Annotated in this window: 14 protein-coding genes; 5 read left to right on the forward strand and 9 right to left on the reverse strand. The window is 63.0% G+C overall.

Annotation, left to right across the window (positions count from 1 at the left end; translation table 11 throughout):
• Window positions 1-5: 5 nt before the first annotated feature.
• Entirely contained in the window at window positions 6-647 is a 642-nt protein-coding gene (locus ACSQ16_RS15870) for a sulfotransferase family 2 domain-containing protein (RefSeq protein WP_243262407.1), read from the reverse strand.
• On the reverse strand, window positions 644-1,576 hold the full coding sequence (locus tag ACSQ16_RS15875; protein WP_243262406.1) for a DMT family transporter: 933 nt from the start codon (window positions 1,574-1,576) through the stop codon (window positions 644-646). Before ACSQ16_RS15875 ends, ACSQ16_RS15870 begins: the two co-directional genes overlap by 4 nt.
• Before the next feature lie 95 nt (window positions 1,577-1,671).
• Here ACSQ16_RS15875 and ACSQ16_RS15880 point away from each other — a divergent pair, with 95 nt between their 5' ends.
• The gene (locus ACSQ16_RS15880) at window positions 1,672-3,297 is read left to right on the forward strand and encodes an AMP-binding protein (protein WP_243262405.1); all 1,626 of its coding nucleotides are present in this window, start codon (window positions 1,672-1,674) and stop codon (window positions 3,295-3,297) included.
• A gap of 85 nt (window positions 3,298-3,382) precedes the next feature.
• Entirely contained in the window at window positions 3,383-4,396 is a 1,014-nt protein-coding gene (locus tag ACSQ16_RS15885; RefSeq protein WP_243262404.1) for a hypothetical protein, read from the forward strand.
• Between the two features lie 75 nt (window positions 4,397-4,471).
• Here the strand turns inward: ACSQ16_RS15885 and ACSQ16_RS15890 are convergent, their stop codons facing one another.
• The 5 genes from ACSQ16_RS15890 to ACSQ16_RS15910 all read right to left on the reverse strand — a co-directional run bounded on the left by ACSQ16_RS15890 (window position 4,472) and on the right by ACSQ16_RS15910 (window position 9,602).
• Entirely contained in the window at window positions 4,472-5,911 is a 1,440-nt protein-coding gene (locus ACSQ16_RS15890; RefSeq protein ID WP_243262403.1) for an SPOR domain-containing protein, read from the reverse strand.
• Between the two features lie 87 nt (window positions 5,912-5,998).
• Window positions 5,999-6,640 carry a uracil phosphoribosyltransferase gene (gene upp / locus ACSQ16_RS15895; RefSeq protein WP_093926959.1) on the reverse strand — a complete coding sequence of 214 codons (642 nt, stop codon included), beginning with the start codon at window positions 6,638-6,640 and terminating at the stop codon, window positions 5,999-6,001.
• A gap of 70 nt (window positions 6,641-6,710) precedes the next feature.
• A complete protein-coding gene (locus ACSQ16_RS15900) occupies window positions 6,711-7,901 on the reverse strand; it encodes a phosphopentomutase (RefSeq protein WP_243262402.1) in 1,191 nt (396 codons plus the stop codon).
• Window positions 7,901-9,205 (reverse strand): thymidine phosphorylase, encoded by a 1,305-nt coding sequence (locus ACSQ16_RS15905; protein WP_243262400.1) that lies wholly within the window; start codon window positions 9,203-9,205, stop codon window positions 7,901-7,903. The genes ACSQ16_RS15900 and ACSQ16_RS15905 overlap by 1 nt, the downstream gene beginning before the upstream one ends.
• A 4-nt stretch (window positions 9,206-9,209) precedes the next feature.
• The gene (locus tag ACSQ16_RS15910) at window positions 9,210-9,602 is read right to left on the reverse strand and encodes a cytidine deaminase (RefSeq protein ID WP_093926962.1); all 393 of its coding nucleotides are present in this window, start codon (window positions 9,600-9,602) and stop codon (window positions 9,210-9,212) included.
• Between the two features lie 220 nt (window positions 9,603-9,822).
• Here ACSQ16_RS15910 and ACSQ16_RS15915 point away from each other — a divergent pair, with 220 nt between their 5' ends.
• Window positions 9,823-12,096 carry an NADP-dependent malic enzyme gene (locus ACSQ16_RS15915; RefSeq protein WP_243262399.1) on the forward strand — a complete coding sequence of 758 codons (2,274 nt, stop codon included), beginning with the start codon at window positions 9,823-9,825 and terminating at the stop codon, window positions 12,094-12,096.
• A gap of 55 nt (window positions 12,097-12,151) precedes the next feature.
• Here the strand turns inward: ACSQ16_RS15915 and ACSQ16_RS15920 are convergent, their stop codons facing one another.
• Window positions 12,152-12,262 (reverse strand): malic enzyme, encoded by a 111-nt coding sequence (locus ACSQ16_RS15920; RefSeq protein ID WP_067267274.1) that lies wholly within the window; start codon window positions 12,260-12,262, stop codon window positions 12,152-12,154.
• Window positions 12,263-12,404: 142 nt separating this feature from the next.
• Window positions 12,405-13,166 carry a MipA/OmpV family protein gene (locus tag ACSQ16_RS15925; RefSeq protein WP_243262397.1) on the reverse strand — a complete coding sequence of 254 codons (762 nt, stop codon included), beginning with the start codon at window positions 13,164-13,166 and terminating at the stop codon, window positions 12,405-12,407.
• A 189-nt stretch (window positions 13,167-13,355) separates the two neighbouring features.
• On the opposite strand from ACSQ16_RS15925, the gene ACSQ16_RS15930 reads away from it, so the two are divergent.
• Window positions 13,356-15,248 carry a propionyl-CoA synthetase gene (locus ACSQ16_RS15930; RefSeq protein ID WP_243262396.1) on the forward strand — a complete coding sequence of 631 codons (1,893 nt, stop codon included), beginning with the start codon at window positions 13,356-13,358 and terminating at the stop codon, window positions 15,246-15,248.
• Between the two features lie 229 nt (window positions 15,249-15,477).
• On the forward strand, window positions 15,478-16,572 hold the full coding sequence (locus ACSQ16_RS15935; protein WP_243262394.1) for a carboxynorspermidine decarboxylase: 1,095 nt from the start codon (window positions 15,478-15,480) through the stop codon (window positions 16,570-16,572).
• Window positions 16,573-16,590 lie beyond the last annotated feature (18 nt).

The following is a 16,590-nucleotide window of genomic DNA, read 5'->3' on the forward strand; positions in this document are numbered from 1 at the left end:
CGGGCCTAGTGCCCTTGGTAAGCGTAGCCAAACCGCGCGATGTCCTCGGCGCAGATATCTGCCACCACGTCGCGCAACTCAGGCGTATAGGCTACCGCCCCTTCTGAGGCATTCACCAGCGGCAATTCCAGCGCGAACCCCAAGTGCTCAAACAACGGCTGCGCATCCTTAGCAAAATGCTCCAACCGAATATAAAGGTCGCACCGCTCGCGACCTGCCGCATCCTTCATATACCGCCGCGCGGGCCACGCCCGTAAACTCGCCTGCGTCTGCGGATGCAGCAGAAACCCTGCGAAATCCGTGGCCTTGGCCAGCCCCACCGCCGGATGATCAAACCCCTGCCTGCGCAGCCAGCGATAATAGCTCGCCACCCGGTCCCACGGGTTGCGCACCAACGTGAAGCAAAACAACCCGTCCAGTTCATCCGCCGACACCAGCCTGTCGATGTCCGAAAGCGTGGAATGTTTCCATAGCCGCCCCGACGTTTGCACCCTCTGCAACCGCCGCCGTCGCTTTAGCGCTTTTGGCGTGTCGCCCAGCATCAGATCGTCCTTCATCGCCCGCCCCTCTAGCGCCAGCGCCAGCGAGGTGCCCCCGGTCTTGGGGATATGCACAAAGACATAGCTTCGGCCCCGGCTGATGATCACTCCACCGCCTCCGGCGCGCGCAAGGTAGACGGCTCTTCGCTGCGCAGGGCGATCACCGCCCCCGCCAGTGCAATCAACGCCATGCCCGCAAAGGCCAGCGGCGGTACCTGCTGATCCCAAAGGACATAGGCCCAGAAACTGGCGAAGATCAGCAGCGAATACTCAAAAATCGCCACATGACCGGCCTCGCCCAATTGGTAGCCGCGCACCAAGAGCCCGATCCCCACCAAGGACCCCGCCGCCTGCACCGCGATCCAGAACCACATTGGCCCGTCAAGTGGGCCCCATGTGCGACTGACAAAGCCTTCGGCCCCCGTCACCTCTGCCCCCGGCAGCAGCAGAACGCCAATCGCACCCATCACCGCCAACATTCCAAAGAACCCTGCGGTCATGACCATCGTACTTTCGCCCTCGCACCACGCCCGCGTGGCTACGGCACCAATCGCATAAAGCCCCCCGGCCAGCAGGGGCAGAAAGGCGATGGGATCCAGATCGCTTGGGTTGGGGCGGATCACCATCAACGCCCCGGCAAAGCCGACGACTACCGCGCCCCACCGCCACGGGCCGACGCGCTTGCCTTGAAACAGGGCCGAGATCATCAGCACGAAGAGCGGCGAGGTGAAGAGCCCTGCCACCACCACCCCGATGGGCAGGAATGCCAGACAGCCGAAATATATCAACATGGCACCGGCCTGAAACAGGCTACGCCCCGCCACAGCCCAGAACCGCCGGGGCCGGAGAATGCCGAAACCCAAGACCGCCAGCACCATCAGAAAGGCCACGGCCATGACACCGCGCACGAAATGAAACTGCCAAAGCGAACCGCGCTCAGTAATGAAGGGGACGAAATTATCCGTCAGCCCCAAAGCCGCCATACCGCTCACCGCGCAAAGCGCTGCCAGCCCCGATTTCACCGCTGCGTCTTGCATCTGCCCTCCTTTTCACTTCCTGCCCTCTTTTCAAAGTCACGTCCTGACAGCAATACTCAACCCCAAATCGCAACCAATGCCTTGGGAGGGGTCGCATGGGGTGGATGACGGATGAGCGCGGGCTTGAAAAATGCGCGGCAAATTATGTACCGCTGTCGCCTTTGTCACATCTACGCCGCGCGGCGCAGGTCTTTGCCCATCAGACAGCGGTGATCCATGGCGATCACCGGGTAAACTATGCGCAGTACCATGAGCGCTGTACCCGGCTGGCTTCGGCTCTTGCCAAGATGGGCGTCACACCGGGCGATGTAGTGGCCACGTTAATTCCCAACCTGCCCGCACAGGCCGAAGCGCATTTTGGCGTGCCTGCCTGTGGTGCGGTGCTGAACACCATCAACATCCGTCTTGATGCCGGAACGGTTTCCTACATCCTTGATCATGGCGGTGCGGCGGTGCTGCTGGTCGACAGCGAATTCATCGACCTTGCCGAAACCGCCTGCGCCCAGATGGAGGGCACGCCCCCCGCGATTATCGAAGTGCCTGACGCTGCAGCAGGGCATCCCGCAACCACGCGGCATCCGCTTTACGAAGACATGCTGGCAGAGGCCGATCCGGCCTTTGATTGGCTCATGCCACAAGACGAATGGGAAAGCCTTGCGCTAAACTATACCTCTGGCACCACGGGGCGGCCCAAGGGCGTGGTCTATCACCACCGTGGCGCTTACCTGATGACCATGGGCACGGTGGTGAGTTGGCAAATGGTGCTGCGCCCGGTCTTTATGCAGATCGTGCCGCTGTTTCACTGCAACGGCTGGAACCACACATGGATGATGCCTCTACTGGGCGGCACACTGGTTTGCTGCCGCGACATCACGGCGGGTGCGATCTATGACGCCATTGCCGATCACGGCGTCACCCATTTCGGCGGTGCGCCGATCGTGCTGAACATGTTGATCAATGCCGCCGCACAAGACCGCCGCGCTTTCGATCACACTGTCGAGGTCTTCACCGCTGGCGCGCCCCCTGCCCCCGCGACCCTGTCGAAGATCGAAAAGCTCGGCTTCAACGTCACACAGGTCTACGGGCTGACCGAAACCTTCGGCCATGTCACGGAATGCCTCTGGCAAGGGGATTGGGACGCGCTGTCAGAAAGCGAACGCGCCGCGATCAAAGCGCGCCAAGGCATCCCCATGCCGATGATGGAAGACATCACCGTCACTGACCCTCAGATGGCCCAGACCCCGTGCGATGGCAAATCGCAGGGCGAGATTATGATCCGCGGCAATGCGGTGATGAAAGGCTACCTCAAGAACCCCGAGGCCACCGCCGAAGCCTTCGCGGGCGGGTACTTCCATTCCGGCGATATCGCGGTGCAGCACCCAGACGGTTACATCCAGATCGCCGACCGCGCCAAAGACATCATCATCTCAGGCGGAGAAAATATCTCGAGCGTTGAGGTCGAGGGCGTGTTGATGGGGCATGAGGCGGTCAATCTTGCCGCCGTTGTGGCCCAGCCGGATGACAAATGGGGCGAAGTCCCTTGCGCCTTTGTTGAATTAAAGCCCGGGGCGGACGCCACCGAAGACGCGTTAATTGCCTTCACCCGCGAGCGGCTTGCCGGGTTCAAAACCCCAAAACGCGTAATCTTTGACGACTTACCCAAAACCTCCACCGGGAAAATCCAGAAATTCGAACTGCGCAAGCGGGCTGCAACACTCTAACGCGCGCGCATTATGTCACCTCCCATTGCTGATCCCGCAGCGCGTGGTAGAGTGGCGAAAACTGACAGGCCCGCAGCAGAACCCCATGACCGCCTTGACAAAATACGCCCGGCTCGAAGCGACGGGCCTTTGGCGCGCCACGCCCGATGCGCAGCGGCGCGAGGTGATCGTCTCTATCGGCGATGCGACGCTGGTGATTAGCGATCTCAAGGATCAAGCGCTCACCCATTGGTCGCTGGCGGCGATTGAACGGGCCAACACGGGCCAACTGCCTGCGCTCTATCATCCTGACGGTGATCCGGGCGAAACGCTGGAGCTGCCCGACAACGAAACCGACATGATCGAAGCGATCGAAAAGCTGCGCCGCGCGATCAACCGCAGCCGTCCAAAACCGGGCCGCTTGCGTTGGGTGGGCATGGTGGCATCGATGGCCGTGGTGGCAGCACTCGCGTTGTTTTGGATGCCCGGCGCGCTGCGCGATCATGCGATCAAAGTCGTGCCGGATGTAAAACGCGCCTCGCTTGGAACCGCGCTGCTGAAACGGCTCGAACGGGTCTCTGGCCCAGCCTGCGAAAGCGCCGGGGGCAGTGCCGCATTAACACGGCTATCGAACCGTTTGGACGTTGGGCGCGTGGCGATCCTACCTGATATGACCCGCGCCAGCCTACATCTGCCCGGACGCCTTATCGTGCTTGATCGTGCGGTGCTAGAGGATCACGAAGAACCCGATGTTGCCGCAGGCTATGTGCTGACCGAAGATGTCGCGCGGATGGAACATGACCCGCTGCGCGCCCTGCTCGAAGCCGTCGGCCTGCGCGAAAATTTCCGCCTGCTGACCACCGGCGATATCTCTTCCGAGGCGCTTGACGCCTACGCCGAACAATTGCTGCTGCGCCCGTCCGCGACCCCGCAGGTCGACACACAGCTGGCGCGTTTTGCCAAGGCAGAGCTGCGCAGCAAACCCTATGCTTACGCGCGTGACATCACTGGCGAAACCACCCTGCCCCTGATCGAAGGCGACCCGATGAACGGCAAGCTTACCGCACCACTTCTGTCAGACGCTGATTGGCTGCGGCTGCAAAATATCTGCGGCGGATAAGAAACTTTAACAGACCCACAAAAAAGGCCAGCCGAGCAATGCCGCGGCTGGCCTTTTGTCCTCATTTCAATTCGCTCAGCGGCGCAGGTAGGCATCCCGGTAGCCCGCGCGGCGCAGTTGGCTAACCGCTGATTGAACCGACCCGCCCGCGATGGGACCGGCCTGAACGCTGTGGTAGGTCTTGCCGCCCCGCGTCTGCTTGCCAATGCGGGCGGGCAATCCCATGCCTGAAATCTCACGCGCGGCGCGCTGTGCGTTGGCGGGGCTACCAAAGACACCAACCTGAACGTATCCCGCCTTAGAGGTCGTTTGCGTGGCCGAGGCCGAGCGGCTGGAATAGACCGGCTTGGCCTTAACCGGGCGTGCATCACGATGAACCGGCGCGGCATTGCGGTAGCGGATAACCCGTTTGACCACCTGCCCGTCGCGCTCCACGATTTTGACCACCCCGAGTTTCCGACGCTGAGTTTCAATGTCGAGGTAGGGGTAGATCAGCGGCACTTTAGCGGTCACGTCTTCCCCGGTCGCCTTATTCACCAAACGGCGCGGCACCGTCTGGGTCCAGATCAGCAACATGTCTGCACGGCCATTCAAGGTCTGCTCGGCGCGGTGCGGGTTCAGGCGATCGTCTTCCCAAACTTTCTTGTAGCCATGCGGCACTTTCACGTTGGTGGTGTTCTGACGGTTGATCGCCACATGTTTAGGCACGATACGCGTTCTTGCGCTCACGGCTTTGACGGGCGGTGCGCTTGGAACCGGTGCAGCAACCACACGAGGCGCGACAATCCGCGCCGGAGCGCCTGCAACACCCGGCATCATACCTGCACTGCGGTAGGGCTGCGGCGCCGTAGCGCGCTGCGGGCCAGAGGGAGCAAGACGGCCCGTAATAGGCTCGGCCTGCGGGCCACAGCGCACAGTATACCCATCGCCGCGCCGCATATAGCGCTGCGACAAAGGCGATGCCGCAGGACACGCAGTGGCAAACCCAGTTGGCGCTGGCGCGGCCAGAGCCACGGGTTTGCTTGGCACCACAGGCACAGGGCGCGGCGCGGTTTGACGCACGACCTTGGGCGCGGCTGTTCGGATTGGTGCGGGGGCCACACGGCGGACCACTTTTTGCGGTGCGGGGCGGGCGACCGGCGCTTTGCGCGTCTTTCCTGGGGCGGCAGAGGCTTCGGCAACGCGGGTCGGCTCGGCCGATGGCGGCGCGGCGCTGGCTGGAACCGTTTCGGCAGCTTTGGCCGCCGAGGCCGCTGCTACTTGAACGCCATTGGTGGGCTGGAACCCACAGACCTGATCCCGTGCCCGGCTCATGCGCGGCACCCATGACACATTGCCATCGATCCCTGCGCGGATGAACACACATCCCGCGCTGTCTACATATTGCTTGCCCTTGTAAGAGGACGGCGGAAATTCGGCTGGCTGGCTGCGGCTGTCTTGTGCCTGCGTCTGCGATCCGCCGACGCCCAAAGCGGCCACGATCACTGCCATGGCAATACTTTTTGTAAATGTCATCTAATGCCCCCACACTATCTGGTAGAACGATGCATCAGCGCGCGGCCTGAGTAAAGCACCGCGCGCTAAATTGCTGATCTTACCCGATCACTTGGTGCCAAACATCCGGTCGCCCGCGTCGCCGAGACCCGGAATGATATAGCCCTTCTCGTTCAGCGCTTCGTCCAGCGAGGCCGTAACGATGCGCACATCGGGATGGGCTTCCTTCATCGTGGCCACGCCTTCGGGCGAGGCGAGCAAGCAGAGGAAAATGATATTGGTGGCGCCCGCCTGTTTCAGCAGATCAATCGCCGCGACCGAGGAGTTGCCGGTGGCGAGCATCGGGTCCACAGCGATCACCAGACGATCATCCAGCCCTTCGGGCACCTTGAAGTAATATTGCACCGGCTGCAGTGTCTCTTCGTCACGATACAGACCGACAAAACCGACCCGGGCCGAGGGGATCAGCTCCAACACCCCGTCCATCAGACCATTGCCCGCCCGCAGGATCGAGATCAGCGCAAGCTTTTTGCCATCGAGCGTCGGCGCGTCCATCTCTTGCATCGGGGTTTCGATGCGTTTGGTCGTCATCGGCAGGCCGCGCGTGACCTCATATGCCAGCAACTGGCTGATCTCACGCAGCAATTGCCGGAACACTGCTGTGGGCGTGTCCTTGTCGCGCATGATGGTCAGCTTGTGCTGCACCAGCGGATGGTCGACGATCGTCAGATGATTGGGGGTATCGGTCATGCGGCAGGCTCCTTTATTTGCCTCGCTTCTAGCCGCACAAGCGCCCCGCTCGCAAGCAAAGGCTGCGCGGCTAGGCTGGCACCTTTACCCCCAGATGCCCGGCGACGAGGACTGCGACATCGGTAAAGCCGATCTGCCTCAGCTCCCCTGCCCCGGTTCCGGCGACCAGCACCGGCACCCTTTCGCGGGTGTGATCGCTGCCCGCCCAAGTGGGATCATTGCCATGATCCGCCGTCACGACCAGCATGTCACCGTCCCGCAGCGCGGCGATGACCTTGCCAATCTCGGTGTCGAACCATTCCAGTGCGCGGGCATAGCCCGACACATCGCGGCGGTGACCATAAAGGCTGTCGAACTCCACGAAATTGGCAAAGGTCAGGCTGCCGTCTTCGGCCTTATCCACCAGATCATGCAGATGGTCCATCAGCTTGGCATCCGGCCCTTTGCGCAGCTCGTCGATGCCCTGCATGGTGAAAATGTCGCCGATCTTGCCCACCGCATAGACCCGCCCCCCGGCGTTTTGCACCCAATTGGTCAGCACCGGTTTGGGCGGGGTGATGGCATAGTCGCGCCGGTTCGCGGTGCGCTGGAATGCGCCCGGTTCGCCGGTGAAGGGCCGCGCGATGACACGGCCCACCTTCATCTCATGCAGGCGCGGTGCGATGTCTTCGCAAAGCTTCAGCAAACGGTCGAGGCCAAAGGTCTCTTCATGGGCGGCGATCTGAAAAACACTGTCGGCGGAGGTATAGCAGATCGGCCAGCCGCTTTCGCAATGCGCTGCCCCCAGCCGTTCGATGATCGCCGTACCGGAGGCATGACAATTGCCCAAAATGCCATCGGTGCCCGCCAGTCGGGCGACCTCTGCGGTCAGGTCTTCGGGAAAGGCCGGCGTCTTATCCGGGAAGTAATGCCAGGCCCACGGCACCGGCAACCCCGCCAATTCCCAATGGCCGGAGGGGGTGTCTTTGCCCTGCGAAACCTCCGTCGCAGCCCCCCAGCGTCCTTCGGGCGCAGCACCCAGACCCGGCGCCTCCATCCCGCTGGCCAGCGTCAGCGCCGCGCCCAGCCCGAGCCGGTCGAGATTGGGCAGCGCAAGCGCTCCGCTCCGCCCCTCTTCGGCCTTTCCCGCGGCACAGGCCTGCGCGATATGGCTCAGCGTATTGGCCCCGGTGTCCGGCAGATCGCCGTTAAAGAAATCCCCCGCGTCCGGCGCGCCGCCGATGCCCACGGAGTCGATCACGACCAAGAATGCACGTCCCATCAGCCGATCCTTTCCAAGATCAAATCCGGCGTTTCAACCGCCCTGTCACCAAGCGTGATCGCCGCCAGAACCGCCGCCTCTGCCGCATCCGCCGCCGCGTCCCCCGCCGCATGGATCAGTGCCAAGGGCTGGCCCGCACGGACCTCATCGCCCAAGCGCAGCACTTCCGACAGGCCTACTGCCGGGTCGATCTGGTCTGCCTCGACCACCCGGCCTCCGCCGAGATTGACCACCGCCATGCCGAGTGCCGCGCCGTCGATCGCGCTAACGTAGCCGCCGCGCGGCGCGGGGACCGCTCGGATCACAGGGGCTTTGGGCAGGATGCGCCCCCAGTTCTCGGCGAAATCGGCAGGTGCGCCCATGGCGCTGAGCATTCGGGAGAAACGCTCCAACGCGCGGCCATCGGCGACCACCGCGCGCAGGGCGTCGGCACCCGCCTCAGCCGTCGCGGCCAGACCGCCATTGGCAAGAAGCCCGCCGCCCAATTCAGACGTCACGTCAAGGATCGGCCCCGTCACCGCCCCGGTCAGCACCCGCATCACCTCGGCCACTTCCAGCGCGTTGCCAAGGCTCGGCACCAGCGGCTGGTTCATATCGCTGATCACCGCCGTCGTCGGGCAGCCCGCCGCCGTGGCGGTGCCGCTCAGCGCTTCGGCCAAGGCACGCGCCTGCGACAGTTCCTTCATGAAAGCGCCCGAGCCGACCTTCACGTCGAGCACCAGCCCATCCAGCCCGGCGGCGAGCTTTTTCGACAGGATCGAGGCGGTGATCAGGTCGAGCGAATCCACAGTCGAGGTCACGTCCCGCACAGCATAAAGCCGCCGGTCCGCCGGGGCGATGTCGCCGCTGGCGCTGACGATGGCGCAGCCCACGTCCCGCACGACCGCGCGAAACTTCGCCTCTTCCAACTGCGTGCTAACGCCGGGGATCGCCTCTAGCTTATCCAGCGTGCCGCCCGTGTGCCCCAAGCCCCGGCCCGAGATCATCGGCACATAGGCCCCGCAGGCGGCCAGCGCCGGGGCAAGGATCAGCGACACGCAATCGCCCACGCCGCCGGTGGAGTGTTTGTCGAGCACGGGACCGTCCAAGTCCCAGTCCAACACCTGCCCCGAATCGCGCATCGCAAGGGTCAGAGCCACGCGGCCCGGCTGGTCCAAGCCATTAAGGCAGATGCCCATGGCAAAGGCCCCGGCCTGCGCGTCGCTGACACGGCCATCGGCCAGCGCCCCGGCCATCCAAGTCAGCGCTTCTGCATCCAATGCCTCACCATGGCGCAGCCGCGCCAGAATGTCCCGCGCGCTCATGCGGTTAACCCTGCATATGGGCAGCGCCAAAGGCCCCCGGCAGCAACTCGCCCATGGTGGTCTGCTGTTCCTTGCCCGCCACGGTGGCCATGGTCACGGATACATCCCCGCCCGAGAATTCCGCCAGTTTCTGGCGGCAACCGCCGCAGGGCGTCACCGGCATATCGCTGCCCGCTACGACATAGACCTCGGCGATCTCACGCTCGCCCGCCGCGACCATGGCGGCAATCGCCCCGGCTTCGGCGCAGGTCCCCTGCGGGTAGGCGACGTTCTCGACATTGCAGCCGCTGAACACCGCGCCCGACGCGGTGCGGATCGCCGCGCCGACCTTGAAATTCGAATAGGGCGCATGGGCGTTTTCCCGCACCAGCACAGCCGCGTCGCGCAAATCAGTCATTAGGCTCTCCCTTTTCTCGGACTATAGAAAATTGCCCCGCCCTGTGCGATGCAAAACCACATGTCACCTCAATCGCCTCATAAAGCCTGCGTAAAATGGCCCGCAAGGGCGACGCTGGGGCAAAGCCACCCGCCGCGAAAACAGACCCACCCAAATGCCGCTTTGCTTGCGCGCGAAAATTAGTTTAACGCTAAACCATTATTCGGGAGAAGCATAAACGATGTCCGACACCCCCAACCTGCGCCAAGCTGCATTGGATTACCACGAACACCCCCGGCCCGGGAAACTGGAGATCCGCGCGACCAAACCGCTGGCCAATGGCCGCGATCTGGCGCGCGCCTATTCGCCCGGCGTGGCCGAGGCTTGTATCGAGATCAAGAACGACCCCGACACCGCCGCCCGCTATACCTCGCGCGGCAATCTGGTGGCCGTGGTCACCAATGGCACTGCGGTGTTGGGGCTGGGCAATATCGGCGCGCTGGCCTCGAAACCGGTGATGGAGGGCAAGGCCGTGCTCTTCAAGAAATTCGCCAATATCGACTGTTTCGACATCGAGCTTGATCAATCCGACCCCGAGAAACTGGCCGAGATCGTCTGCGCGATGGAGCCGAGCTTTGGCGCGATCAACCTCGAAGACATCAAGGCGCCCGACTGCTTCGTGGTCGAAAAGATCTGCCGCGAACGCATGAACATCCCCGTTTTCCATGATGACCAGCACGGCACCGCCATCGTCGTCGGCGCTGCGGTCAAGAACGCGCTGCACGTGGCGGGCAAACGTTTCGAGGACATCAAGATCGTCTCCACCGGGGGCGGGGCGGCGGGCATCGCCTGCCTCAACATGCTGCTGAAACTCGGCGTGAAGCGCGAGAACGTCTGGCTCTGCGACATCAACGGGCTGGTCTATGAGGGCCGGACCGAGGATATGAACCCCAGCAAAGCCGAATATGCGCAGAAATCCGACCTGCGCACGCTGGATGATGTGATCGACGGGGCCGACCTCTTCCTCGGCCTCTCCGGTCCCGGTGTGCTCTCGCCCGAGATGGTGGCGAAGATGGCCAAACGCCCGATCATCTTCGCGCTGGCGAACCCCACGCCAGAAATCCTGCCCGATGTGGCCCGTGCCGTGGCACCGGACGCGATCATCGCCACAGGGCGCAGCGATTTTCCCAATCAGGTCAACAACGTGCTGTGCTTCCCCTTCATCTTCCGCGGTGCGCTGGATGTGGGCGCGACCACGATCAACGACGAGATGAAGATCGCCTGTATCGACGGTATCGCCGCCCTCGCCCGCGCCACGACAAGTGCCGAGGCGGCAGCGGCCTATCAGGGCGAGCAGCTGACCTTTGGCGCGGAATACCTGATCCCGAAACCCTTTGATCCGCGCCTCATTGGCGTGGTCTCTTCCGCCGTGGCCAAGGCCGCGATGGAGACGGGCGTGGCGGCGCGGCCCATCGAAGACCTCGACGCCTACAAACGCAAACTCGACGGGTCGGTGTTCAAATCGGCGCTGATTATGCGCCCGGTTTTTGAATCCGCCCGCTCCTCCCCCCGCCGTCTGGTCTTTGCCGAGGGCGAGGACGAACGCGTTCTGCGCGCCGCCCAAGCGATCATCGAAGAAACGGTGGAACGGCCCATTTTGATTGGCCGCCCCGAAGTGATCGAACGGCGCATCGAAAAGGCCGGGTTGAACCTGCAACTGGGTCAAAACGTCGATCTGGTGAACCCCGAGAACGACCCGCGCTACCGCGACTATTGGGAGACCTATCACAGCCTGATGTGCCGCCGCGGCGTCAGCCCCGACATCGCCCGCGCCATCATGCGCACCAACACCACCGCCATCGGCGCGGTCATGGTGCACCGCGGAGAGGCCGACAGCCTGATCTGCGGCACCTTTGGCGAATTTGGCTGGCACCTCAACTACGTCAATCAAGTGCTGGGCCGCGACGGTTTCCGCCCGCATGGCGCTTTGTCGATGATGATTCTCGAAGACGGACCGCTGTTCATCGCGGACACCCAAGTGAATCTGCACCCCACCCCCGAACAGATCGCCGAGATCGCCATCGGGGCTGCCCGCCACGTCCGGCGCTTTGGCATTGAGCCGAAAGTCGCGCTTTGCTCACAAAGCCAGTTTGGCAATCAGGGCGAAGGGTCGGGCAAGCGGCTGCGCGCGGCGCTGCAAATCCTCGACGCGGGCAACCATGATTTCGTTTATGAAGGCGAGATGAACATCGACACCGCGCTCGATGCCGAGTTGCGCGCGCGGCTGCTGCCCTGCAACCGGATGGAAGGGGCCGCCAATGTGCTGGTCTTCGCCCATGCCGATGCAGCCTCGGGCGTGCGCAACATACTGAAAATGAAGGGTGACGGGCTTGAGGTCGGGCCGATCCTGATGGGGATGGGCAATAGGGCGCATATCGTCTCACCCTCGATCACTGCGCGCGGGCTGCTCAACGTGGGCGCCATCGCGGGCACACCGGTCGCGCATTACGGTTGAACCCAAAGCAAAACGCCGCCCCCTTTGGGGACGGCGCTGCGTGTTCGGGCGTTGCTTATTTACGGGGCGTGGCGGGTTTGATGTCCGCGACGGAGGACGGGGCCTTGGCGGCGGGTTTTGCCGCGGCCTTGGCTTGCTTCTTCTTGTTGCCGATTTTGTCACCCATGGTAGGGCCCTTTGTCATGCGAGGGGCGCTGGCATCATGCCGCGCCTAGCTTCATCATGACAAGAATCCTGCCGCAAACTGATCCGTTTTCGACCGAGATGTCGCAAAAGGCGCGCCGCCCCGAGAGGCGGCGCAATGTCGCTTAGAACCGCCAGTTGAACGCGCGGCTGACGCCGAAGCGCATGGTCCATTGATCATCAGAACCGGCCTGCGTGATCGGGCTGTCACCGGCGTCATTCAGCAGGCGTTGATAGGCCACGGCACCTTCAAGCGCCCATGCATCATCTAGACGGTAGGTCGCCTGCACTTCGACGCCCGCGCCCAGCAGACCGCCCTCGGCCTCATAGGCCGCCAGGGTCGGAGTGGCCGTGTCGACGCCGAAATAGGTGTCGGCATAGGTGTCATTGCCAAGACTGAAACGTGGGCCTGCGGTGATGGTCCAACGCTCATCCGGGCGGAAAATCACGTCGGCGCCAATTTCGCCGGTCACGCCTTCATGGCCGCCAAAGCCACGGCGCACCTTGCCGAAGACCTGCCAGTTCACCTCGCGGTAGACCACGCCAAAGCCCAGTTCGACCGCGGCGTCGATGTCCTCAAGCCCCGCCAGTTCGGGGTGATCGGAACTGTCACGCTCGCCCAGATAGCGGAACGCGCCGGTAAAGCCGAAACCGGTTTTGGGCGCTTCGCCGATGTTGGTACCGATTTTGCGCCCTCCCCACTCCAGCGAACCAAAGGTAAAGGCCAAATCCGGCGTCGCGCGATAGCTGCTGGCGCCCGGATAATCCGGTGCCGCCCCCACCCCGCCACGCAGGGCGAAGTTGAACGAACGGTCCTGCGCCGCCACCGGCAGCGCGGCAACCATGGCGAGGCAAGAGGCAAGGGGCAAAAAAAGGGCGAGACGCATGTGGGCAGGCTCCAAAAGAAATAGGGTTTCGGGATAATCTAGCATGACGCGCCGCAACTGACAGGAACAATAGCGATCCGCTTGCCGAATTCTTTCTAAGCGGCCAGAGTGAATGGAAATATTTGCGCGCCAGTACAGCTATACCCGGCCCGCGGGTTTGCCGCACAGTGCAACAGGAGGAGGAACACCATGGGATACCGCGACACCTACGACCGCTGGAAGGCCGACCCGGAAGCCTATTGGCTGGAGCAGGCAGAGGCGATCGACTGGGACATCGCGCCGACGCGCGCGCTGTTTGACCGAGGCGACCATATCTATGAGTGGTTCGCGGATGCCAGTGTGAACACCTGCTACAACGCTGTGGATCGCCATGTGGAACAGGGCAACGGCAGCCGCGTCGCGATCATCTATGATAGCCCGATCACCGGCAATAAATCGACCCTGACCTATAGCGAGCTACAGGCCCATGTCGCCTCGCTCGCCGGGGCGCTGGTGGCCCAAGGGGTCGAGAAAGGCGACCGCGTGGTGATCTATATGCCCATGGTCCCCGAGGCGGTAGAGGCGATGCTGGCCTGCGCACGGATTGGCGCGATCCATTCGGTGGTCTTTGGCGGTTTTGCCTCAAGCGAGTTAGCGGTGCGGATCGACGATTGCAAACCCAAGGCGATCATCGCCGCCTCTTGCGGGGTTGAGCCATCGCGCGTGGTCGATTACAAACCCCTGCTGGACGGGGCCATCGAACAGGCCACACACAAGCCCGACACCTGCATCATCCTGCAACGCGGCCAGAAACCCTGTGAGTTGAACCCCGAGCGGGACATCGACTGGTACGCCGCCCAAGACGGCGTGCGCCCGGCCCCATGCGTTCCGGTTGAGGGGAACCACCCGGCCTATATCCTCTATACCTCTGGCACCACCGGCGCGCCCAAAGGCGTGGTGCGGCCCACCGCGGGACATCTGGTGGCGCTGAACTGGACGATGAAAAACATCTATAACGTCGAACCCGGGGAGGTGTTCTGGGCCGCATCAGACGTGGGCTGGGTCGTGGGGCACAGCTATATCTGCTACGCGCCGCTGATCGCGGGCAACACCACCGTCGTATTCGAGGGCAAGCCCGTGGGCACGCCCGATGCCGGCACCTTCTGGCGGGTGATCGAAGAGCATGGCGTGGCGAGCTTCTTTACCGCCCCCACCGCGATCCGCGCCGTCAAACGCGAAGACCCGGATGGCGAGGAGATCAAGAAATACGACCTGTCGAGCCTGCGTGCGCTCTATCTCGCGGGGGAGCGGGCGGACCCCGATACCGTCGAATGGGCGCAGGAGAAACTGGGCAAGCCGGTCTACGATCACTGGTGGCAGACCGAGACCGGCTATACCATCGTCGGCAACCCGGCGGGGCTTGAGGCGCTGCCGGTCAAGGTCGGCTCCCCAACCGTGCCGATGCCGGGCTATGACGTGCAAATTCTGGATGAGCGCGGCGACCCACTGCCCGCCGGAGAGTTGGGCGCCATCGCCATCAAGCTGCCCCTGCCCCCCGGCACCCTGCCGGGGCTCTGGAACGCCGAAGACCGCTTTCGCAAATCCTATCTCACCACCTTCCCCGGCTATTATGAGACCGGCGATGCGGGGCGAATTGATGAGGACGGCTATGTCTGGATCATGGCGCGCACCGATGACGTGATCAACGTCGCGGGCCACCGCCTGTCGACCGGCGCGATGGAAGAGGTCTTGGCCGGGCACCCCGATGTTGCGGAATGCGCGGTTGTGGGGGTGAGCGATGAGCTTAAAGGACAGATGCCGGTCGGGTTTCTCTGCCTGACCAAGGGTGTCGACCGCCCGCATGAGGAAATCGTCGCCGAATGCGTCACCCGGATGCGCGAGCAGATCGGCCCCGTCGCCGCCTTCAAAAAGGCCGTGGTGGTGGACCGGCTGCCCAAGACCCGCTCGGGCAAGATCCTGCGCGCGACGATGGTGAAGATCGCCGATGGGGAGGATTTCAAGACCCCTGCCACCATCGACGACCCGGCGATCTTGGACGAAATCCGCACGACGCTGAGGGGCATCGGCTACCCGCAGGGCTAACCAAAAATCACATGGCGGTGGACCTTTGCCTGTCCGGCGCTACAGTTACCCCCACAGAAACGTGCGCGCAGCCCAGCCCGCGCGTTTTTTACAATTGCGTTGCTTGCGCAAAATATGCGAAGCGCCCCCGGAAATGCCCCCCCCCCAGCGGGGCCAACCACGACAGCACATCCAGTGGGTCTTTTCCCTCCCGGAGCTAGCCCTCCGGCCGCGCAGAAAGGTTTTCGACGTGCAGACACCCTATTACCTGATCGACAAGGCCAATCTCCGCGACAATATGGAGAAGATTGCCCGCCTCCGCGCCCTCTCCGGTGCGCGCTGCCTGCTGGCGCTGAAATGTTTCGCCACATGGTCGGTCTTCGACTTCATGTCAGAGTATATGGACGGCTCGACCTCTTCTTCGCTCTACGAAGTGCGGCTCGGGGCCGAGAAATTCCCCGGGGAGACGCATGCCTATTCGGTGGCCTATGCCGATCATGAGATCGACGAGGTGCTGGGCCACGCTGACAAGATCATCTTCAATTCCATCGGCCAGCTCGACAAGTTCGACACGCAATCTTCGGGCCACATCCGCGGACTGCGGGCGAACCCCGGCGTCTCGACCTCGGAGTTCGACCTCGCCGACCCCGCGCGGCCCTTCAGCCGTCTGGGCGAGCATGACCCAGCAGCAATTGACGCCGTGGCAGACCGGATCACCGGGCTGATGTTCCACAACAACTGCGAGAACGACAGTTTCGAGCGGTTCGACGAAATGCTGACCTTGATCGAAGACCGCTTTGGCGCGGTGCTGCACAAGATGGACTGGATCAGCCTCGGTGGCGGCATCCATTTCACCGGCGCGGATTACCCGCTTGATGATCTGGCGCTGCGCCTCAAGACCTTTGCCGAGCGCTTCGGCGTGCAGGTTTATCTTGAGCCCGGCGAGGCCGCGATCACCAGTGCCGCGACGCTGGAGGTTACCGTGCTCGACACGATGTTCAACGGCAAGAACCTCGCCATCGTCGACAGTTCCATCGAGGCGCATATGCTCGACCTGCTGATCTACCGCGAACCGGCCAAGATCGCGCCCAACACCGGCGACCACGAGTGGATGATCTGCGGCAAGTCCTGCCTTGCGGGCGATATCTTTGGCGAGTTCCGCTTTGATGCGCCGCTGAAAGCCGGTGACCGGCTCTCGTTCCAAGACGCCGCTGGCTACACGATGGTCAAGAAAAACTGGTTCAACGGCGTCAAAATGCCCAGCATCGCCATCCGCGAGTTGGACGGAACCACCCGATTGGTGCGCGATTTCGACTATGACGATTTCGCCGCCGCCCTGTCGTGACAAGAAAGAGGTCCACAC

It is taken from the genome of Sulfitobacter sp. SH24 (genome assembly GCF_965641895.1).
Classification (GTDB): domain Bacteria; phylum Pseudomonadota; class Alphaproteobacteria; order Rhodobacterales; family Rhodobacteraceae; genus Sulfitobacter; species Sulfitobacter dubius.